This window comes from Lysobacter sp. (assembly GCF_035655815.1).
Classification (GTDB): domain Bacteria; phylum Pseudomonadota; class Gammaproteobacteria; order Xanthomonadales; family Xanthomonadaceae; genus Lysobacter_J.
The window spans coordinates 149,784-170,673 of record NZ_DASRTS010000031.1; the positions used below are offsets into that span (position 1 = coordinate 149,784).

13 protein-coding genes are annotated in these 20,890 nt (G+C 67.1%); 3 read left to right on the top strand and 10 right to left on the bottom strand.

The features are described from left to right. The first annotated feature begins 158 nt into the window (after positions 1-158). Positions 159-1,817, top strand: a complete 1,659-nt coding sequence (ettA, locus tag VFE83_RS08860) for an energy-dependent translational throttle protein EttA (RefSeq protein ID WP_324905169.1) — start codon at positions 159-161, stop codon at positions 1,815-1,817. Positions 1,818-2,238: 421 nt separating this feature from the next. Then, positions 2,239-3,051: an orotidine-5'-phosphate decarboxylase gene (pyrF, locus tag VFE83_RS08865; RefSeq protein ID WP_324905171.1), complete on the top strand. Its 813-nt coding sequence runs from the start codon at positions 2,239-2,241 to the stop codon at positions 3,049-3,051. Between the two features lie 253 nt (positions 3,052-3,304). Here the strand turns inward: pyrF and VFE83_RS08870 are convergent, their stop codons facing one another. From VFE83_RS08870 to VFE83_RS08900, 7 genes are all read right to left on the bottom strand, one after another. Further along, on the bottom strand, positions 3,305-4,003 hold the full coding sequence (locus VFE83_RS08870) for a DUF6445 family protein (RefSeq protein ID WP_324905173.1): 699 nt from the start codon (positions 4,001-4,003) through the stop codon (positions 3,305-3,307). 19 nt (positions 4,004-4,022) lie between these two features. Beyond that, complete coding sequence (locus tag VFE83_RS08875) at positions 4,023-5,603, bottom strand: tryptophan halogenase family protein (protein WP_324905175.1); 1,581 nt, start codon at positions 5,601-5,603, stop codon at positions 4,023-4,025. Between the two features lie 177 nt (positions 5,604-5,780). Next, complete coding sequence (locus VFE83_RS08880; protein ID WP_324905177.1) at positions 5,781-6,803, bottom strand: cupin-like domain-containing protein; 1,023 nt, start codon at positions 6,801-6,803, stop codon at positions 5,781-5,783. 12 nt (positions 6,804-6,815) lie between these two features. After that, positions 6,816-7,577: a SapC family protein gene (locus tag VFE83_RS08885; protein ID WP_324905179.1), complete on the bottom strand. Its 762-nt coding sequence runs from the start codon at positions 7,575-7,577 to the stop codon at positions 6,816-6,818. A gap of 179 nt (positions 7,578-7,756) precedes the next feature. Continuing rightward, the gene (locus VFE83_RS08890) at positions 7,757-10,966 is read right to left on the bottom strand and encodes a TonB-dependent receptor (protein ID WP_324905181.1); all 3,210 of its coding nucleotides are present in this window, start codon (positions 10,964-10,966) and stop codon (positions 7,757-7,759) included. Positions 10,967-11,935: 969 nt separating this feature from the next. Further along, a complete protein-coding gene (locus VFE83_RS08895; protein ID WP_324905183.1) occupies positions 11,936-13,381 on the bottom strand; it encodes a DUF1501 domain-containing protein in 1,446 nt (481 codons plus the stop codon). Positions 13,382-13,391: 10 nt separating this feature from the next. Then, positions 13,392-15,119, bottom strand: a complete 1,728-nt coding sequence (locus VFE83_RS08900; RefSeq protein ID WP_324905185.1) for a DUF1800 domain-containing protein — start codon at positions 15,117-15,119, stop codon at positions 13,392-13,394. Positions 15,120-15,368: 249 nt separating this feature from the next. Here VFE83_RS08900 and VFE83_RS08905 point away from each other — a divergent pair, with 249 nt between their 5' ends. Then, positions 15,369-16,697 (top strand): NCS2 family permease, encoded by a 1,329-nt coding sequence (locus tag VFE83_RS08905; RefSeq protein ID WP_324905187.1) that lies wholly within the window; start codon positions 15,369-15,371, stop codon positions 16,695-16,697. A 221-nt stretch (positions 16,698-16,918) separates the two neighbouring features. Here VFE83_RS08905 and VFE83_RS08910 read toward each other — a convergent pair whose 3' ends face one another. The 3 genes from VFE83_RS08910 to gspD form a co-directional block, all read right to left on the bottom strand. Next, complete coding sequence (locus tag VFE83_RS08910; protein WP_324905189.1) at positions 16,919-17,764, bottom strand: glycosyltransferase family 2 protein; 846 nt, start codon at positions 17,762-17,764, stop codon at positions 16,919-16,921. Positions 17,765-17,967: 203 nt separating this feature from the next. Next, positions 17,968-18,792: a glycosyltransferase family 2 protein gene (locus VFE83_RS08915; RefSeq protein ID WP_324905191.1), complete on the bottom strand. Its 825-nt coding sequence runs from the start codon at positions 18,790-18,792 to the stop codon at positions 17,968-17,970. A gap of 14 nt (positions 18,793-18,806) precedes the next feature. After that, the coding region (gspD, locus tag VFE83_RS08920) for a type II secretion system secretin GspD (RefSeq protein ID WP_324905193.1) at positions 18,807-20,890 on the bottom strand (2,084 nt) is incomplete at its 5' end.

The window sequence follows — 20,890 nt, forward strand, 5'->3', positions numbered from 1 at the left end:
GCTTCGCTTACCCGGGGCTACGACCGGCGCCACGTCAAGCTGAAGCCTGCCCGCTCCCGCGCTGGGAAACCGACCGGCTCTGCGGGATAATTGCCGCTTCCACCCGCCCGATCAGGCCGTCCCGGCCGGCATGGGCGCGTCCCGGTTCCGGAGAGCGCATGCAATACATCTACACCATGAACGGCGTCAGCAAGACGGTGCCGCCGAAGCGTCAGATCATCAAGGACATCTCGCTGTCGTTCTTCCCGGGCGCCAAGATCGGCCTGCTGGGCCTCAACGGCGCGGGCAAGTCGACCGTGCTGAAGATCATGGCCGGCGTCGACACGGACTTCGTCGGCGAGGCGCGTCCGCAACCGGGCATCAAGGTCGGCTACCTGCCGCAGGAGCCGCAGCTCGATCCGGAGATGACCGTCCGCCAGGCGGTCGAGGAAGGCGTGGGCGACGTGATCAACGCCCAGGCCGCGCTCGAAGCCGTCTACGCCGCCTACGCCGAGGAAGGCGCGGATTTCGACGCGCTGGCCAAGGAACAGGAACGCCTGGAGGCCATCCTGGCCGCCGGCGACGCGCACACGCTTGAAAACCAGCTGGAAGTCGCCGCCGACGCGCTGCGCCTGCCGCCTTGGGACGCGAAGATCGGCAACCTGTCGGGTGGCGAGAAGCGCCGCGTCGCGCTGTGCCGCCTGCTGCTGCAGAAGCCGGACATGCTCCTGCTGGACGAACCGACCAACCACCTCGACGCCGAGTCGGTGGAATGGCTGGAGCAGTTCCTGGCGCGCTACACCGGCACCGTGGTGGCCGTCACCCACGATCGCTACTTCCTCGACAACGCCGCCGAGTGGATCCTCGAACTCGACCGCGGCCGCGGCATTCCGTGGAAGGGCAACTACACCGAATGGCTGGTGCAGAAGGACGAGCGCCTGAAGCAGGAAGAGAACCAGGAGAAGGCGCGCCAGAAGGCCATCCAGAAGGAACTGGAATGGGCTCGCCAGAACGCCAAGGGCGGCCGCTCCAAGGGCAAGGCCCGTCTTGCGCGCATCGAGGAACTGCAGTCGGTCGACTACCAGCGCCGGCAGGAGACCAACGAGATCTTCATTCCGCCGGGCGAGCGCCTGGGCAACAAGGTCATCGAGTTCAAGAACGTCAGCAAGAAGTTCGGCGACCGACTGCTCATCGACAACCTGAGCTTCAGCGTGCCGCCGGGCGCGATCGTCGGCATCATCGGCCCCAACGGCGCCGGCAAGTCGACGCTGTTCAAGATGATCACCGGCCAGGAAAAGCCGGACTCGGGCGAGATCGACATCGGCCCGACCGTGAAGCTGGCCTACGTGGACCAGAGCCGCGACAAGCTGGAAGGCAACCACAACGTCTTCCAGGAAGTGTCGGGCGGCCTGGACATCCTCAACATCAACGGCATCGAGATCCAGTCGCGCGCCTACATCGGCCGCTTCAACTTCAAGGGCCAGGACCAGCAGAAGCTGGTGGGCACGCTGTCGGGTGGTGAACGCGGCCGCCTGCACATGGCCAAGACGCTGCTGCAGGGCGGCAACGTGCTGCTGCTGGACGAACCGTCGAACGACCTGGACATCGAAACGCTGCGTGCGCTGGAAGACGCGCTGCTGGAGTTCCCGGGCAATACGTTCGTCATCTCGCACGACCGCTGGTTCCTGGACCGCATCGCCACGCACATCCTCGCCTTCGAGGGCGACTCGCACGTGGAGTTCTTCCAGGGCAACTACCGCGAGTACGAGGAAGACAAGAAGCGCCGCATGGGCGCCGACGCCGGCCCGCACCGCCTGCGCTTCAAGGCGCTCAAGTGACGATCTGACCCGCGCCCGCATCTGCGGGCGCGGCTTTGTCAGATCGTCATCCCGGCGAAAGCCGGGATCCGTCTGCTCTTGATCTTGTTGTTGCCGTGCTCTTGCTGTCGCTCTTGCTGTTGCTCGTCATTCCCGCAAAAGCGGGAATCCAACCCCACCGTCGTCAAGCGTGATGCAACGCAGGCATGGATCCCCGCATTCGCGGGGATGACGGCTCAAGAAACAACAACGTCGCTTGATCTCCGCATTTGCGAGGATGACGGCTCAAGAAACAGCGTCGCTTGATCTGCGCGTTTGCGGGATGGCGGCTCAGAACAACGACGCTGGCTCCCCGCCGCGGGGATGACGTCACAAGGGCGGGGAGCGCACGGAGAACGTCGCTCGGCCGCAGCGCACGCACTGAAACCACGAGGAACCCGCCATGTCCTTCATCGCATCCCTGAAGCAGCGCTGGAGCCAGGCCGGCACCCTCGTCTGCGTCGGCCTCGACCCCGAGCCAGCCAGGTTCCCCGCGAAGTTCGCCGACGAGCCCGATGCGGTCTTCGCGTTCTGCCGCGACATCGCCGATGCCACGGCCGAGTACGCCTGCGCCTTCAAGCCGCAGATTGCGCACTTCGCCGCCATCGGCGCCGAGGACGCGCTGCAGCGCCTCATCGCCCACTTGCAACAGGCGCATCCCGACGTCCCCGTGATCCTGGACAGCAAGCGCGGCGACATCGGCAGCACCGCTCAGCATTACGCCAGCGAGGCGTTCGACCGTTACCGCGCGGACGCGGTGACGGTGAACCCCTATCTCGGACGCGACTCCGTGCAACCCTTCCTGGACCGCGCCGACAAGGGCGTGGTGATCCTGTGCCGCACGTCGAACCCGGGCGCCGGCGACCTGCAAGACCTGCAGATCGATGGCAGGCCGCTGTACCAGCACGTGGCGCGGAAGGTCGCGCACGAATGGAACGGCCATGGCAACTGCGCGCTGGTGGTGGGCGCGACCTGGCCGGCACAACTGAAGGAAGTGCGCGCCATCGTCGGCGACGTGCCCTTCCTGGTGCCCGGCGTGGGCGCGCAAGGCGGCGATGTCGAGGCCGTGGTGACCAATGCGAAGACGGGCGACGGCACCGGCCTTATCGTCAGCAGCTCGCGCGCGATCCTGTATGCATCGAAGGGCGAGGATTACGCGGAAGCTGCGGCCGCCGAGGCGCGGCGCATGCGCGACGAGATCAACCGGTCTCGCTGAGCACGGCGTTCCTTCTAACACTCTGTAGGAGCGAGCTTGCTCGCGACGGGCAAGAACGGGACGTGGGTCGCCAGCAAGCTGGCTCCTACGCTCGCGAGACGAGACGAGACGAGACGAGACGAGAAGGCTCGGGCGCGCTCCGGCGCTGGCAAGAGGCACTCGAGCAACATGGCTCCCGGCTTTCGCTGGGATGACGGCGATCTTCCCAGTTGCGTCATTCTCATTGGGCGACGTTCCCGCGAACGCGCCGCTGTCAGCGCACCACGTCGATGAAGCTGTTGATCGACAACCGGCCCGTCACGGGATCCGGCGGCGGTACGCGTTCGCTGTCGATGTTGCCCGAGTGCAACGAGTTGCGCCGGTAGACCACCATCCGGTTGAACACGCCGTCCACCTTGGCCACCTGTTCGAACAATGGGGTATCGCCGTCGATGTAGCGCGGCTGTGGCGCGTCGCGGCCACGCCGCTCCTCGGCCAACGCGCTGAAATAGTGCTCGCGGCGTGATTCGTCGATGACCTCGAAGCCGGTGCCGCGATGCCGGTAGAAGCCGGTGCCGCCCCAGTCGCCGCGGAACAGGTAGTGCACCGTCGCCAGGCCATTGCCGTCGGTCGAATCGATGTGCGGCACGCGTTGCAGGAACTCCAGCCTGGCCGCGTCCAGTGCGACGAGCGAGTAATGGCACATCGGGAACACGAAGCGACCTTCGGGCAGATCGAAGGCCTGCATCAGCAGCGGCTTGAGCGCGGTGGCGAGGAACTGTTCGTAGGCCAGCGGCGCACGTGCGCGCACGCCGGGAAACATGGCGCCCTGCGGTGCGAAATGGTTGCTCGCGGCCTTGCGGACCAGGCGTTCCGGGTCCGCCACCAGCTGGTCGATGACCAGCAGCGGCGCCTGTTCGGCGCCGATGGCGAGGCGCTGCACGCGCACGTCGCGATGCAGGTTCAGCAGCATGTCGAAGTCCGCCGTGCGGTCATGCCTCGATGGCCGGCCTCTTCCGTTCCCACACCTCCGGCGATGCCTTGCAGTAGCGGTCCAGGAACTCCTGGTGCGACGGCATGGTGGCGACCGCGCCCTGTAGCGGCTGACGGATCGCGTCGAACAACCGCTGCATGTCGGCATCGGGCAACGCGCGCGCGAGCATGTGATGCTGTTTCGGAATGATGCCCTGGCCCAGCATGACGTGGGTCCACGAATCCAGGCGGAACAGCTCGTCCTCGCCCTGCCATGCATGCGCACGATCCCGGAACATCTGGATGCGTTGCGCGAGGTCGTCGGGCAGCGACATCTCGCGGCATTGCCGCCACAGCGGCTCGTCGCGCTGGTTGGCGTGGTAGTGCAGGATGATGAAGTCGCGTACGTGTTCCATCTCCGCGCGGCTGACATCGTTGTAACGCTGCACCAGCGACTCGTCGATGCCGTGGTGCGGGAACAGATGCAGCAGCCGCGCGATGGCACTGAGCGAAAGGTGAATGCTCGTGGATTCCAGCGGCTCGATGAAACCGCTGGCGAGGCCCAGCGACACCACGTTCTTGTTCCAAGCCTTGAGGCGGCGGCCGGTGCGGAACGGCACCAGCCACGGATCGCGGATCGCCGGCGCGCCCGCGTCGGCACGCAGCTTCGCCGCTGCTTCGTCGTCGGACATGTGGCGGCTGGAGAACACCAGGCCGCAGCCCACGCGATGCTGCAGCGGGATGTGCCAGCGCCATCCGGCCTCGTGCGCGATGGCGCGCGTGTACGGCACCGCCGGGCCGGTGGATTCGGTCTGCAGCGCCACCGCGCGATCGCAGGGCAGCCACTGGTTCCAGTCCTCATAGCCGGTGCGCAGCGTCTGCTCGATCAGCAGGCCGCGGAAGCCGGTGCAGTCGATGAACAGGTCGCCTTCGACGACCTGCCCGTCCTCCATCACCAGCGACTGGATGAAGCCGTTCTCCGGATCCTGCCGCACCTCGCGGATCTTGCCCTCGATGCGCGTCAGGCCGCGCCCCTCGGACTTGCGGCGCAGGAAGGCGGCGTACAGCGCGGCATCGAAGTGATAGGCATAGTTCACTTCCATGCGCTCGGGCGACAGCGGCGTGTTGGCCCAGCGCATCGACCACTGCTGCGCCGCCTCACCGCGGTTGAGCAGCGCGAAGCGATCGCCGCGCGAGGCGATGGTCTCCAGGCAGAAATCGCCGAGTTCGGACTTCATGCCCCTCTGCAGGCTTTCCAGCCAGAAGTGGTGGAACTCGCACGACCACGTGCCCAGGCCGGTGTAGCCGAACGGATGGAAGTAACGCTCGCCCGGCCGGCGCCAGTTCTCGAACGAGATCGACAGCTTGAAGCTGCCGGCCACGCTGCTGAGGAACTCGCGCTCGTCGATCTGCAACAGCCGGTGGAAAGTGCGGATGGTGGGGATGGTCGATTCGCCGACGCCGACGGTGCCGATCTGTTCGGACTCGATCAGCGTGATGTCGAGCAGGTCGCGGAACTGGTGCGTCAGCGCGCATGCGGCCACCCAGCCCGCGGTGCCGCCGCCGGCAATCACGACTCTGCGAATTCTGCCTGTTTCCACCTTGTCACCTCTCCTTCAGACCTGTGGCCGTCATCCCGGCGAAGGCCGGGATCCATCTTGCTGTTGCGTCGACACGCGACCTTGGAAATCAAATAGATCCAGGCTTTCGCCAGGATGATGGTTTCGGGTTTCCATCGACTCGCTGCGGGATTTGGAACCTCTACTTCAGGACACCCCTCACCGGTTGAGCTTGCCGATCAGCATCGCGCGCATCTGCCGCGACATGGCTTCGTCGAACGGCCCGAGCACGTTGCGTACGTGCCCGGGCAGGTGTTCGCCGGCACGATCCGCCGGACCGAACACGTAGTAGTCGAACACCTCGCGCCAAGCCCGCTTCTCGCGCTCGGGCCGGTCACGGATGGTCCACATCGCGTGGTACAGCGCGTGCATCGGCGTGGGCATGTACGCCGGCATGCTGCTCCACCAGTAGTTGATCAGCACGTTGAACGAATCCAGCGCCTCGACGTGGTGCCACCACATGCTGGGGATGAACACCGCATCGCCCGGCTCCAGCAGCGCGCTCTGGCCTGCGGCCAGAGCTTCGCGGAAACGTGGATGACGCTCGAAGTCCGGGTTGGCGAAATCGACCACGCTGACCGCCTGCCCGCCCGGCGTGGGTTCCAGCGGACCTGGATACAGGTTGACGATCTGCTCCGGCGGGAACAGCGTGAAGCGGCGGCGACCGACCGCGCAGCAGGCGATGTTGTTGGGCGCGTCGTAATGGCACGACGCGATGACGCGATTGCCGATCCAGATGCTCGGCGGCGCGCTGATGCCGTGCGCGGCGAAATCAAGATCGTTCGACTCACGAAGCCCCGGCAGGCAGCCGTCGGTGAGCAGCGAGGCGACGTAGTACGTCGGCGGCTTCGCGTCGTCGGCATGCGACGCGATCTCGTCCAGCACCTGGTCGAGGCTGCTGCGTCGTACGTCGCAGTTGAGGTCGCTGAAATCGGCGTTGTAGAACGGCCGGCCGGCCACTTCCGGGCCACCATACGAATAGCGCACCGGCTGGCCGTTGTAGAAGCCGCGCAGGTACTGCATCGCGGCCTGCATGCCCTGCAATCCCGCCTGCACCAGGCTCCAGTCGCGCACCAGGCCCTTCAACACCACGGGCTGGCCGCCTTCAAGCAATGCATCGAGCGGCAGCGCATCCGGGCGGCAGCCCTCCAGTACGCGAATCGAACCCGCCACCTCGACCATGTCAGTGCCCGCTCAGGCGGCCCGCTCCGATGTCGCCACGCCATCCTGCTCGCGCAGGCGACGCTGCTTTTCCGCCATCAGGCGCCGCATGTTGTGCATGGAAGCCAGCAGCAGGAATGCACCTTCGAGCCATCCGGCGCGATTGAGCCGCTGCAGCGATTCGCCGTCCAGTGCGGCCAGCCGCTCGCGATCGATGGCGTGCAGGCCGGTGAGGTTGACGCCATGCGCGTCGTCCAGCTTCACGTCCATTCCGATCGGCTGGATCAATCCCAGCGCGTCGAACTGCGCGAACATCGCCTTGCCTGCGTCGACGCCGTCGCGGATGCCGCGCAGCACGGTGATGATGTGCTGCAGGTACGGGCTGTGTCCGCCGTGTGGCAGGAACACCGCCTCGCCCTCGCTCAGGCTGACGCGCGGGTGTTCCATGTCGACGTGGATGACCGGTTCGCGGCGCAGTTCGCCCTCGATGCGCTGCTCCTGGAAGCCGATCAGGAACGGGCCCTTGGCAATGGCGCCCGGCAGGTACGCGGCATTCCAGCGTCCGTCGCGCAGATAGAGGTTCTCGCCACGCTCCAGGCCCAGCAGCGCGACGGTCTGGTATTCGCCGCTGTCGCGATCCTTGCGGAAGAAGATCGGGTACTCCTGCTGCAGTTGCGCGTATTCGGTGGGGAACGCCGGCACCATGCCGACCTCGTCGCCGAATTCGCGACCGAAGCGCGTGATGACGCGCAGATCCTTGTGCGTGAGGTTGTCCAGCAGTTCGTATCGGGCCATCGGTATTCCAGCGGTGGATCGGGCCTCAGCGCGTGCCGGCGATGCCGGAGCCGTTCGTCCGGACCATTCCAGAAAGGTGCGGTGCCCGCAAGACGCACTGCGCAAAGAAAGGAGGACCGCTGCTTTCGCAGCGGTCCCGGCCTATCGCATCAGCCTCAAAGTCCATCACGGGAGAGACTTCAGAAGCGGTACCTCACGCCCAGCATGTAGCGCGGGCTCTGGTCGACCAGTCGGATGATCTGCTTCTCGGAGCGGCCGTGCCAGCGCACGTCCTCGCCGGTCAGGTTGATCGCCTCCAGGGTCACCGACAGGTGATCGTCGAAGGCGTAACCCACGTTCAGGTCGAACTGGTCGTATTCCTCGACATAGAACGGGTTGCGGTTGGAGCCGTTCTGGTTGGCCAGAATCAGGTACTCGTCGCGCCAGTTCCACGCCAGTCGCGCGGACCAGCCGTACTTCTCGTACATCAGCACGACGTTGGCGGTGTCGCTCAGGCCCACCAGGGCGAACTGGTCGACGCTCGGATCGCCCGCGTCGTCGAAGCCGACATCGCCATCGACGATGGTGTAGTTGGCGAGCACGCCGAAGCCGGTATCGCCGAGGAAGTACTGGCCACCGATCTCCCAGCCGTGCAGCTTGGCCTTGTTCTGGTTGACCGGCCGCTGCACGTCGAACTCGTACAGCGGGTCGTCCGCCTCGCCCACCAGGTTGTAGGCGGTCTCCATTGCCAGCACCTGCGCCGAGCTTCCGTTGTAGGCGCCAAGACCGCCGGTTTCCGGATTGCGCAACATTGCCAGTGCCGTGAACAGCGCGGTGTCGTCGGACGCGCACGCCGTGGAGGCGTCGCCGCCGGCCGCGGTCACCTGCGACACGCACGCAGCACTCGTCAGGAAGTCCAGCGCGGCCTGCGCATCCGGACCGGAAGTCGGATCCCGCAGACCGAACAGCGACTCGCGGACCACGCTGGTACCGACGAAGTTGTCGACCCGCTTGTCCCAGTACGTCACCGACACGTAGCTCGCGTCGGCGAAGTACCACTCCAGCGCCAGGTCGAAATTGTCCGACTCCAGCGGATCCAGCATCGGGTTCTGCGAGTCGCCGTCGGCACGCGTCGACGGGTTCACCAGAATCGAGCCGGTAGGCTGGTTCGGATTCGGCGCGGCGATGAGGTTCTCGTACGGCGCACGCGCGATGGTCTGGCTGAACGAAGCGCGGCCCTTCAGCTCTTCGGTGAAGTCGATGCTGAAGTCGAGGTTGGGCAGCAGGTAGCTGTAGTCGTGCTTCTCGCTGAACGGCTGCACGTCGTCCGAACGCACGATGCGGAAGTCGTTGTTGGCCTGCCACTCGATCGCGCTGGGAATGGCCACCTGCGAGGTCGAGACCAGGTCGGTCTTCTCGTAGCGCACGCCGATGCGCGTGCGGGTGGTCATGCCGCCCAGTTCGCCGTCCATGTCGACCTGCACGTAGGCGGCCTGGGTCTCCTCCTCGATGCGGTTGTCGGCGGCCAGCTGCGGATCGAGGCTGAAGTCCACCCCGTATGCGCCCGCCGCCCACTGGCCCAGCTGGGTGGCGTTGCCGCGCCACGCGCCCGGGGCGGCGCCGGCCGGGTTGAAGTCCTCGAACAGGCGGATGATGCTGATCGGGCTCAGCAGCGACACCATGCCGGGCTCGTTGCCGGCATTGGTCACGCCCCAGTCGCCCAGCGTGGCGAAGTTCTCGGTGTGCTGCTGGCGCTTCATCGTGACCTTCGACGAATCGACGCCGAACTGGAATCGGCCGTCGTCGAAGTCCAGGAAGCCGTCGATGCGGCCCTGCTTCACTTCCGTTTCCTGCCGCAGCGCATTGACGCGCAGCACCTGCGAACCCAACTGCTCCGGCGGGAAGTCCGGATTGACGGTGCCGTTGGTGCCCGCCAGCGCATCGGCCATGGTCGGATACCAGGTGCGCGCGCCGATCGGCAACGAGTTGTTGAATCGCAGCTCCTGCGCCCAGTTGCCGCCGCAGTACGGACCCACGGTGCAGTTGTTGGTGCCCGCCATACTGAAGTAGGTCGCGCCGCCGCCGGTCACCGGGTCGTTCGGGTTGCTCTCGGACGTGGTGTTGTGCGCGTCGAACTCGAGCATGAAGCGGTCGGTGACGTTCCACTTGGCGTTCAGGCCCAGCGAGTCGAGCTTGTACTCCTGCTCGTTGCGCTGCTGCTCGTAGCCGAAGTCCTTCAGGCCGACGACGTCGCGCAGGTACACCGGCGTGGCGACCTGTTCGCCGGTATCGAACTCCAGGTGCGTGAAGCTGTTGTTGCGCTGCAGCCAGATGGTCTGCTCGCCGCGATCCTCGATGATCTCGTTGGTCGAGTACGTGTAGTCCAGCGTGAAGGTCAGCGCGTCGGTCGGCGCGAACTGCACCACCGCCTGGCCGTTGATGCGCTCGCGCTCGAACTCGGAGAACGCATAGCGGATGTCGTTGGGCATGCCGTACAGCTGGCCGATCGCCGGCGCGTTGACGACGGTGGCGTCGGGACGCAGCGCCGGATCGGTACCGGTCCAGCGCTGGATGTTCCAGGCGTTCTCGGTGGACTGCACCGAACCGCCCTCGCGCTTCTGGTAGCTGGCGCTCAGGCCCACGCCCCAGGTCTTGTCGTCGTTGGTGTAGCTGAAGATGCCGGAGACTTCTGGCGTAACTTCGTTGTCGAACGGCGCCGACTCGTCCATCACCGCCTTGGCGCCGACGTTGGCCACCAGGCCGGTGTGGTTGAACGGCCGGTCGGTGAGGATGTTGATGGTGGCGCCGATGCCGCCGCTGGGCACGTGCGCCTGGCCGGTCTTGTACACCTCGATGCCGCTGATCGACTCGGACGCCAGCTGCGCGAAGTTGAACGCGCGCGTGCCCGATTCCACGCCGCCGATGGGCACCTGTCCGGCCGCACCGAATGCGTCCGCGCCGGGAATCTGGCGGCCGTTGAGGGTCACCATGTTGAACTGCGGGCCGAAGCCGCGCGCGGTCACCTGCGCGCCTTCGCCGTCGCGGCGCTCGATCGAGATGCCGGTGATGCGCTGCAGCGATTCGGCGAGATTGGTATCGGGGAACTTGCCGATGTCCTCGGCGCTGATCGCGTCCACCACGCCGGCGGAGTCGCGCTTGATCGACATCGACTCGGCCAGGCTGTTGCGCATGCCCGTCACGGTGACGGTGTCGAGCGTCGTCGCCTCGCTGGGTTGCGCCGGCGTTTGCGACGCTGATTGCGATGGCGACTGCGCGGCGGTGGTCGCGGTGGCGGCCGGAGTGGTCGGCTGCGTCTGCGGGTCCTGCGCGAAGGCCGGGTTGATGACGATGACGCCACCGACGATGGTGAAGATGGCCTTCGACTTGAATCGCTTCAGCTTGTGATTCATGAGCTTGTCCTCAGCACTGGAGTTGGACGACCAACGACGTTGCGAACCGGCGATGCGTTGCGTTTCCCCGTCGCCGCGGTCGTCGTCAGTGCGAGACACCTGCACCCTCTCATCTGATTACCCTCGCCTTTTGTTTTCTGGTTGTGGTGGTTGTCATCGCCACGCTGCGGTCCCCCCGGCCGCGCCGCCCCGTGCGAGGCGCCGCCCCCGATCCTCAGCGTGAGCGCAGTGGCATGGGCGCGCCCGTGCGTGCGGCGCGTCCATCGGCGGGAAAGGCGGACAGGCGAGGATGTACCGCGGCAGACACGCACGGCCGTGCGCCACACGGCGTCCATGGACGCTGCGTACGGCGATCACGGCGATGGCACAGACCCGGCACGTCCATTCCGATCGTCCTTCCCATAGCGGCCGGGCTGCGTTGGCCCGGCATCTGTCGCGGTCAGCCTTCAAAGCCCCCTGACGCACGCAACGCGCGTGCGCGGGACACGCATGCGCGTCGCGCTGCATGCCCCGGGATTCGTGTCGAACTAAGCGGGCCCCGGCCTGGCGAGCGCCAGCACGTGGGCGTGGACCACCGGCTCCCGAACGGGTCCGGCATGGACGAGCTGTCTTGCGCTTGCGTCACTGCTGCTCATGCTCCCTCCCAAGATGCATGGCCGTGTCACTTCGCCAGTGTGTTACCGGTAACATGGGCCGACGACCCATGTCACCGTGCAGTGCAACAAAGTCCGCCAGACTCGGCTAATCGAGTGGCCTCGGTGAGAAATGTGAGGGAGTTCGTCACGGGTCGCCCGAGCGACTGCGACCACAGCTACAACCGGAATGCTGCGCCGCAGCATGGTTACGGAATAGCGAGCGGCCCGCTGTCCGGCCGATCGCAAGCGCGGTTCGTTCCCGCCCGTTGCGGGCGGGACGCGTGGTCGGTGAAGGTCGCGCTGCGCCGGCCGCACTCGGGGCGGCCGAGGCAAGTCAGCCCAGGAAGCCCAGGCGCGACTGCGCGAAGTTCTCGATGCCCGGGAAGATGGCCGCGGCTTCCGCCGCCGGCAGGCCGAACCACTGCGCCAGCGTGGAGCCCATCTGGTTCACCGACATGGTCGGCACCATGCGGCCACGGCCCACCGCCTGCGCGCCGTCGAGTTCGAGCAGCGGATAGCTGCCCCAGACCTGGCCGCCGCGCAGGGCGCCACCGCCGTTGGCCGAGCCGCCCATCACCAACTGCACGCCGCCCCAGCCGTGATCGGTGCCGTTGCCGTTGCTGTTCAACGTGCGGCCGAAGTCGCTCATGGTGAAAGTGGTGGTGTCGTTGAGCGCGCCGATCTCCGCCAGTGCGGCGCGGAACGCGGCCAGCGAGTCGCCCAGTTGCTGTAGCAGGGCGCCGTGGCCGTTGTCGGCCATCTGGTTCTGGTGCGTGTCGAACCCGCCCAGGCTCACGTAGTAGATCTGGCGGCGGTGATTGATGGCAGAAGTCCGGCTGGCCTTGATCATGCGCGCCACCATGCGCAACTGCGAAGCCAGGCCACCGGCGGGGAATACCGTGGCGATATCACCGCCATTGGTCGGATTGAGCGCCACGCGCAGGGTGTCGTTGAGGTTGATCGCGCTGTCGCCGATCACCGCGTACTGGTCCTGCATGATCGGCTCGTACGACGATTCGATCAGCGCACGCAGCGATTCGGAGCGGATCTTGTCGGCCGCGCTGCCGTCGTTGCGGAAACGGTTGATCACGGCCGGGCCGCCGGACGACATCGCGAACGGCAGCGTCGTCTCGCCCAGCTGGAACAGGTTGTTGCCGGCGATGGAGATCGACGGCGGCAGCGACTGCAGGCCCAGGTTCGACGCCTCGACGCGATCGCCCAGCTTGCCGCCCCAGCCGGCGCTGCCCGTGCGATTGCTGTGTCCGCGCATCCACAGCTTCTGCTGGTCGTTGTGCGAGTACAGGTACGGCGGCAGGCGCTTGAGCCGGCGCACGACGTCGTCCTTGGTCAACGGCTCCACCAGCGGACCGACGTTGGCCATGAACGCCAGTTCGCCGGCGTCGAACAGCGGCTTCATCGCGGCGCAGCGCGGATGCAGGCCCCAGTTCCTGCCCTGCGTGTCGGTCACCGCAACCAGTTGATCGTGCGCGATGCCCAGGCCGAACGGATTGGTCGCGGCGTCGTACACGCCGCCGCGGCTGGTGAGGTAGATCTGATGCTCCGCGCTGTCGTGCGGAATCAGCATGTTGAACGAATCGCTTCCGCCGAACAGGAAGATGCACACCAGCGCGCGGTAGTCGCTGCCGGGCAGCGGATCGGCGGCGAAGGCGCGTCCTACCAGTTCCAGCTGAGGGATCAGCGCGCACGCGGCGCCGCCTGCGACGACACCGGTCACGCGCCGCAGGAAGTTGCGACGGTCTTCGCGAAGGGAACGGCTCATGGGGATCTCCTTACCGCTGGATCGCGAATTCAGGTGAGGCCAGCGCGATCAGCACCAGCGATTTGGCGCGCGCGGTAGGCGTGTCCCTGGCGGTCGCCAGGCGATCGAGCATGCCGACCATTGCCTGCGAACTCCGGCTGCCCAGCGAGCCATGGAACAGCAGCACGTTGACGTACTGCACCATGCCCGCGTGATCGCCGGCTTCGGCAAGCGCGATCAGCCGGCTGATGTCGAGCACCGGCGCATTGGTGGTGGTGCTGCTGTTGTTCCAGACCAGCGAGTCGTGCTGGTTGAGCATGCTCAGGTAGCTGGCTTCGGTCAGGATCTGGAACTCCGGCGCGAAGATGCCCTGCACGCCGTTCGCGGCAGGCAGGCGGTTGTCGGGTTCGAAGAAGTTGAACACCGACGGTGCGCGCTGCGAGTCCTGTAGCAGCGACGCGGTCAGGTCGCCCGAGTTGGAGAACGAGAACCGCACTTCGCCCATCGCCGACGGCGTGTAGCTCGCGCCGAACGCGCGCCACAGCGTCGCCAGCTTGACCAGCGGTTCGCGCGCCTTGCCGAAGCCCGCGTCCGTGGTCGGCATGCGTGCTTCCGTATCGAGCAGGATCGCGCGGATCACCTGGCCGAGGTTGCCGTTGCTGCTCGTCCACACGTTGGCCACGCGTTCGACGTAGGCGGCGCTGGGATTGCTGGTGACGAAGCGCTGGATCAGCTGGCGGCTGATGAAAGGCGCCACATTGCGATGCCCGGCCAGCGCGTCGAGGGTCTTCTCCAGGCTGGCGACGCAGTTGTTGCCTTCGTTGATGACGATGCCGTTGAAGATCTGCTTGGGCTGGTCGTCGTGGAAGGCCGGATGGCATTCCATCGGCGCGTAGCTGGTGTTGTTGCCGCGGCCGAACTGCGCGTCGGTCTGACCGGCGTACGTCCAGCCGGTGAACACGCGCGCCATCGCGCTCACCACCTGCTCGTCGTAGGTGGGCACGGTCTGGCCGCTGCCGTCCAGCACGGGAGTGAAATCCTTGTTGCGCTCCACCAGGCCGATGGAGAACAGCTGCATCACCTCGCGCCCGAAGTTCTCGTCCGGCGCGATGTTGCGGCGTGGATCGGCCTTGCGGTTGCCGACGTGGCTGAGGAAGTAGCCCATCGCCGGATGCAACGCCACCGCTTCCAGCAGTTCGCGGTAGCTGCCGAACGCGCCGCGCGCCAGTGTGTCCTGGTAGTCGGCGATGCGGTTGACTGTGGAGTTGCCATCGGCGACCTCGCGGTCGGACACCACCAGGATCTGGCTCAGCGCGAACGCCATGCGCATGCGCAACTGGTCGCGTCCCGCCGCTGCCTGCCAAAGCCAGTAGTTGCGCCGATGCTGCGGCACCGGTGTCGTCACGCCGTTGGCCACCAGTTGCTGCAGGTGCGGAAGGATAAGCGTCGGCGGCGTGGTCGCAGGGTCCATCTGCTCGTCCAGCCAGCGCCTGTAGCCGATCTGGCGCAGGCGCGCGATGTCGGCCGTCGTCGGGCCGAACGTCGCCTGCGTGAGGAAGCGCGCGGCCTCCGCGTCCGTGCCCGGAATATCCGGGTAAGGCGATGGCGTCGTGGGCGGCGTGGCAGGCGACCCGCCGCCTGCACTGCCGCCGTCAGCGGTACCGCCGCCGTCGTCGTCCCCACCGCCGCCACCGCACGCCGCGAGCGCGCAGAAGGCGAGCGCGAGCATTGCGGCCCGCAAGCCCTGCCTGATGTTCATGAAGCCCCCTGTGGCCGCGATGCACGCGGCAAGCGGCGCGCACGTTAGCAAGTGCGCCATCGCACAACCGGAGATCGGTCAGGGTTTGAAGAAGCTGAACGTGATCGCGATCGCAGCTTCGTCACGCCGCGTGCACACGACGCCCGCCACTCGTGCGATCGCCGGACGGGCGCAGCGGGTGCCCACCTTTCACGCGCCGCGCTACGCTGCGCGCCGAAGTGGCGGGTCGCCGCAGGAACGAGGTGCACGATGCGCTGGCTGGAATCGTGGTTCAGGTTGCGCGAGCACGGCAGCGACGTGCGCACCGAGACGGTGGCCGGCATCACCACGTTCCTGACGATGTCGTACATCGTCTTCGTCAATCCCAGCATCCTGGGCAGCACCGGGATGGATACCGGCGCCGTGTTCGTGGCGACCTGCCTGGCCGCGGCGCTCGGTTCGACGGTGATGGCGCTGGCCGCGAACTATCCGGTCGGCATGGCGCCGGGCATGGGCCTCAACGCGTTCTTCGCGTTCACCGTCGTCGGCGCAATGGGGTACACGTGGCAGCAGGCGCTGGGTGCGGTGTTCGTCTCGGGCGTGGTGTTCCTGCTGCTCACCATCAGCGGTGCGCGCGCCTGGATCATCGCCGGCATCCCGCATTCGCTGCGCAGCGCGATCACCGCGGGCATCGGCCTGTTCCTGGCGATCATCGCGCTGCAGAAGTCCGGCGTGATCGTCGGCAATGCGGACACGCTGGTGTCGCTGGGCGACCTGCGCGAACCGGAGCCGCTGCTGGCCATCGCCGGGTTCCTGCTCATCGCCGTGCTCGAAGCCTGGCGCGTGCGAGGCGCGATCCTGATCGGGATCCTCGCGGTGACCGGCGTGGCGCTGCTCTCGGGCCTGGTCGAGTATCGCGGCGTGATCAGCATGCCACCCAGCCTGGCGCCGACGTTCCTGCAACTGGACATCGCCGGCGCACTGGGCGGCGGCGCGGGCTTCTCGCTGGCGGCGATGCTGCACGTGGTCATCGTGTTCGTACTGGTGGAAGTGTTCGACGCCACGGGCACGCTGATGGGCGTGGCGCGGCGCGCCGGCCTGCTGCCGCTGGATGACGCCTCCGCCGCACAGCAGAAGCGTTTCGGCCGAGCGCTGTTCGCCGACAGCACCGCGATCCTCGCCGGCTCTGCGCTGGGCACCAGCAGCACCACCGCCTATATCGAGAGTGCCTCCGGCGTGCAGGCGGGCGGCCGCACCGGCCTGACCGCGCTGGTGGTGGCGGCCCTGTTCCTGCTGGCGCTGCTGTTCTCGCCGCTGGCGCAGATGGTGCCGCCGTATGCCACCGCACCGGCGCTGCTGTTCGTCGCCGGGCTGATGCTGCGCGAACTTGGCGACGTGCACTGGGACGACCTTACCGAAGCCATTCCCGCCGCACTGTGCACGCTCGCGATGCCCTTCACCTATTCCATCGCCAACGGACTTGCATTCGGCTTCATCGTCTATGCGGTGCTCAAGCTGTGCACGGGCCGCGCGCGCGAGGCGCACGCGGCGGTGTGGCTGGTGGCGGGGCTGTTCGTGCTGCGGTTTGCGTTGGCGTGAGCTGCCAAGAACTGCGCGGATCGGCGGCGCTTGGTGAAGCCTCTTCGACGCGGATCACGCAGATGAACACGGATCACGCCATACGTGAGCGCTGAGCCGCCGGACGCAACGCGAGGCAATAGAGACGCGGCGAACTGCCCAACGCAGCTCCCGCGCTTCCGCGCTTGTCTGCGTTCGTCCGCGTTTGTCCGTGTCGAACTTCTTCTGCGGATCCTGAATCGCTACTTCAGCCGCGCGCGCAGATAGGCGACCGGAAACCGCAGCCAGATGGCGGCGAACACCGCCAGGCGCAGCGGCGCGCTGCGGTGCGGCGCCTCGAACTTGTGGAAATAGCGCCACAGGCCGCGGTGCTTGTGCCACTCGACGAACAGTGGACGCGAGCGGCTCGACACGCCGCGAACGTGCAGCACGCGTACGTGGTTGGCTACCGCCACCAGCGCGCCGGCCTCGCGTGCACGGCGGCAAAGGTCCAGGTCTTCCGCATGCAGGCGATAGCCTTCGTCGAACCCACCCAGGCGCACGAACAGTGCGCGCGGCATCAGCATCAGCGCGCCCGAGATGGCCTGCACCGGCTGCAGCGCGCGCGAGTCGTCGACGGGCACGTCGAGCTTCGGCACGGACTTCGCGCCCAGCGCGCCGCCAAGCATCGCGGCGAAATCCGGATCGTGCCTGCGCGCAGCGCCATCGCGCACGCCATGGTCGTCGACGAGATCGGCACCGATCAGCGCATCGCCCTGCGGTTCGGCCAACGCGCGCAGTCGCGCGAGCGTGTCGCGTTCGACCAGGCAATCGGGATTCACGAACGCCAGCCAGGCGATGCCTTCGCCCACGTCGGCCGCGCCTTGGTTGCACGCAACGCCGAAGCCCGGGTTGTCTGGATTGGCGATGAAGCGCACGCGCGCGTCGGCGCTGGCGTGGCGCTGCACGATTTCCAGCGTGCCGTCGTCGGAGCTGTTGTCGACCACGCGGATCGCGGCGACACCGTCGGCGGCACGCAGCCGCTGCATGCAGTCGTCGATGGTCTCGGCGCTGCGGTAGGTGACGACGACGGCGGCAATGTTCTGCATGTTTCGGGAATCGGGAATCGGGAATCGGGAATCGGGAATCGGGAATCGGGAAAGGCTAATGGCGTTTGTCGCACGTGGCATACGTCGCGGACTCATCCGCCGGCCACCGCGAACACTGCCGGTCGAATGACGTCCGAAGCTTGATGACTGCACCGGGCATGACGCCTCCCTCAGAACCGGTTCGCGAATTCCCCGTCACGACTTCACACAAACAAGTCACGCTGCGCCTCCGGCTCACCCAGGCTTTCGAGCAGCGCGGACAGCTGCACGCGCGAGGCGCGCAGCGGATCGAGCATGAGGTAATTCGCCAGGCGCGGATGCCAGTCGGGCCAGCGCGCGGCCAGCGCATCCATGTCGCCATCGAACGGCAGGCCCTCGCCGTGACGTGCGACGTATGCGGTGTCGCACAGCACGTTCCGCCAGCCCAGTCCAGCCAGGCGCAACGACAGGTCGGTCAACGCCGCATACCACGAACCGTAACTGCTGGCGTCGAGGCCGCCGGCGCGCTTGCGTGCAGTGCCGCGAACCAGCACCGCATGCGTCACCGCGGCGGGCAGTTCGGGATGCAGTGCGGGCATGCCTGCGGCTGCGCGCGCGATGCGGTCCAGGTCGGACGGGATCGGGTCGATCTCGCCGATGCGCGGCCATGCCGCGGCCTCGCCCGCATTGCTCCAGGGCGTGGCCGTTGCGATCGAACCGTCGCTGGCCAGCGCCGCCACGAGTCGCCGCAACCAGCCCGGCGCGGGCACGGCGTCGGGTGCGATCACCGCGACGTCGGCATCGCCGCACGCCGCCAGCACTTCGTCGAGATGCGCGACCTCGCCGACGCTGCGCTGTCGGCGGGTGTAGTCGGCGCGCAGCGTCGTGCGCGCGATCCAGCGCTCGATGATCGCGTAGCCGCGCGGCCCCGCCTGCGCATCGTCGGCCAGCCACACGGGCGTGCCCGGTGGCGTGGATACGTCGAGTGCGGCGAGGCAGGCGTCGAGCGCCTCGTCGTCGCGGCCCACCGGCACCACGACGACGGGCATGGACACCGTCGGGTTCACTGCTCGCCCGTTCGGCGCGGCTTGTTCTGCAACGGCTCCATCGCGCGGAAGCGGCGCGTGTACTCGTCGGTCAGCTCGGTCGCCTCCTGCGGATTGCGCACGATGGTCGGCGTGAGCAGCACGATGACTTCGTTGCGGGTCTTGCTGGAATTCTGCGAGCCGAACAGCGCGCCGATGACCGGAATGCGGCTCAGACCCGGCAGGCCGGAGGCACCGCGTTCGACGCCGTCGCTGATCAGGCCGGCCAGCATGACGGTGTCGCCGCTCTGCACCGCGGCCTCGGTCTTGAGCTTGCGCGTGTCGATGCGCACGTTGCCGTTGGGGTCGGCCGTGTCCTGCGCACCGGGCGAACTGACCTCCTGCACGATGTCGAGGAACACCACGCCGTCCTTCGCCACGCGCGGGCGCACTTTCAGGATGGTGCCGGTGTCCAGGTACTGGACCTGCGCATACGTGTTGTCGCTGCCCGACGTGGGATTGAACGTGACCGACGAGATCGGGATGCGGCTGCCCACGTTGAGCGTCGCCTCGGCGTTGTTGCGCACCATGACCGACGGCGTCTGCAGCAGTTGCAGGTCGGTCACCGCATCGAGCGCGTTGATCACCGCGACGGCGTCGTTCTTGAACAACTGCCAGACCAGGCCCGGACCGCCTGCGCCACCGATGCTGGCGCCCAGCGTGCTCCACTTCGGTGGAATGTCCGTCCCGCGACTGACGACGTCGGGGAAACCGTTCTCGAGCGCGGCGTTCTCCAGGAACCAGTTCACGCCGTAGCGCAGTTCGCCCTTGAGCTGCACCTCCACCACCTGGGCCTCGATGTGCACCTGCAACGGCATCACGTCGAGGCGCTCGATCACGTCGCGGATCGACTTCCACGCCGAGGGACTGCTGCGCACGATGAGGGAGTTGGTTTCCTCCACCGCCGACACGCCGACGCGGTCGCCATCGACCTCCAGCGTCAGCGCGGCGTTGCCGCTCTGGCGCTGGTTGAGCGACAGCGATCCACCGGTGCCGCTGGAGCCCATGCCGTTGGTGCTGCCGGTGCCCGTATCGAAGTTGCCCAGCGTCGCGGTGCTGGTATCGCCGCTGTCCTTGAGTTCCACCGAATCCAGGCCCGGCATCAGCGAAGGCGCACCGCCCGCATCGCCGCCGCCACCGCCACGCCCGCTGCCGAAGACGTCGGCCAGGCGGTCGGCCAGGTCCTTGGCCTTGATGTACTTCAGCTCGTACGAATACAGCTGCACGCTGCCGCCGGCGCTGTCGATGCGGTCCAGCCATTGCTGGATGTCGTCGAGGTAATTGGCCTGCGAGGTGATCACCAGCACCGCGTTGGCGCCTTCCAGCGGCATGAAGCGGAACATGCCGGCGACCGGCGACTTGCTCTGCTCGCCGAACACCTTCTCCAGGTCGGCCACCACCTTGCTCGCCTTGCCCGACTGCAGCGGGAACACGCCCACCGACATGCCCGACAGCCAGTCGACGTCGAACACCTCGATGGTGCGCAGGTAGTTCTCCAGCTCCGCGCGGCTGCCGCCGACGGTGATGACGTTGCGCGAGTTGTCGACGTTGACGATGGCGTTGGGACGCGCGTACGGCTTGAGGATCTTCTCCATCTCCGTCGCCGAGACGTACTTCAGCGGCACGGTGCGCACCTCGAAGCCGCGGGCGGTACCGGGCGCGCCGGTGCGCGCGGCGACGTTGCCCGCCAGCGCTTGGTCGGACGGGACGATGTTGTAGCGGCCGCCGCTGAAGACCAGCCGCGCGTTGTTCCAGCCCAGCACCATCTCCAGCAGGTTGAGCGCCTCGGCCGGGCTCACCGGCTTGGGCGTGGCCAGCGTCACCGTGCCCTGAACGCCCGGGGCGATCACGTAGTTCTGGCCCAGCATGTCGCCCAGGATCGCCTTGACCACCGCGTGCAGCGATTCGCCTTCGAAATTGAACGTGGCCGACCCGGTCGTGGCGCCCAGGCCCGGCGGCGGCGCGGAGGCCGCACTGCGGTTGATGACCTGCCCCGTGCCGCGACGGATCTGCGGGCGTGCATCGCCGCCGGTTTCGGGCAGCGGCTGGACCTCGGTGCCGG

Coding starts and splice junctions, on each gene's coding strand:
- ettA (WP_324905169.1), top strand. CDS start 159: ATGCAATACATCTACACCATGAACGGCGTCAGCAAGACGGTGCCGCCG.
- pyrF (WP_324905171.1), top strand. CDS start 2,239: ATGTCCTTCATCGCATCCCTGAAGCAGCGCTGGAGCCAGGCCGGCACC.
- VFE83_RS08870 (WP_324905173.1), bottom strand. CDS start 4,003: ATGCTGCTGAACCTGCATCGCGACGTGCGCGTGCAGCGCCTCGCCATC.
- VFE83_RS08880 (WP_324905177.1), bottom strand. CDS start 6,803: ATGGTCGAGGTGGCGGGTTCGATTCGCGTACTGGAGGGCTGCCGCCCG.
- VFE83_RS08885 (WP_324905179.1), bottom strand. CDS start 7,577: ATGGCCCGATACGAACTGCTGGACAACCTCACGCACAAGGATCTGCGC.
- VFE83_RS08890 (WP_324905181.1), bottom strand. CDS start 10,966: ATGAATCACAAGCTGAAGCGATTCAAGTCGAAGGCCATCTTCACCATC.
- VFE83_RS08895 (WP_324905183.1), bottom strand. CDS start 13,381: ATGAGCCGTTCCCTTCGCGAAGACCGTCGCAACTTCCTGCGGCGCGTG.
- VFE83_RS08900 (WP_324905185.1), bottom strand. CDS start 15,119: ATGAACATCAGGCAGGGCTTGCGGGCCGCAATGCTCGCGCTCGCCTTC.
- VFE83_RS08905 (WP_324905187.1), top strand. CDS start 15,369: ATGCGCTGGCTGGAATCGTGGTTCAGGTTGCGCGAGCACGGCAGCGAC.
- VFE83_RS08910 (WP_324905189.1), bottom strand. CDS start 17,764: ATGCAGAACATTGCCGCCGTCGTCGTCACCTACCGCAGCGCCGAGACC.
- VFE83_RS08915 (WP_324905191.1), bottom strand. CDS start 18,792: ATGCCCGTCGTCGTGGTGCCGGTGGGCCGCGACGACGAGGCGCTCGAC.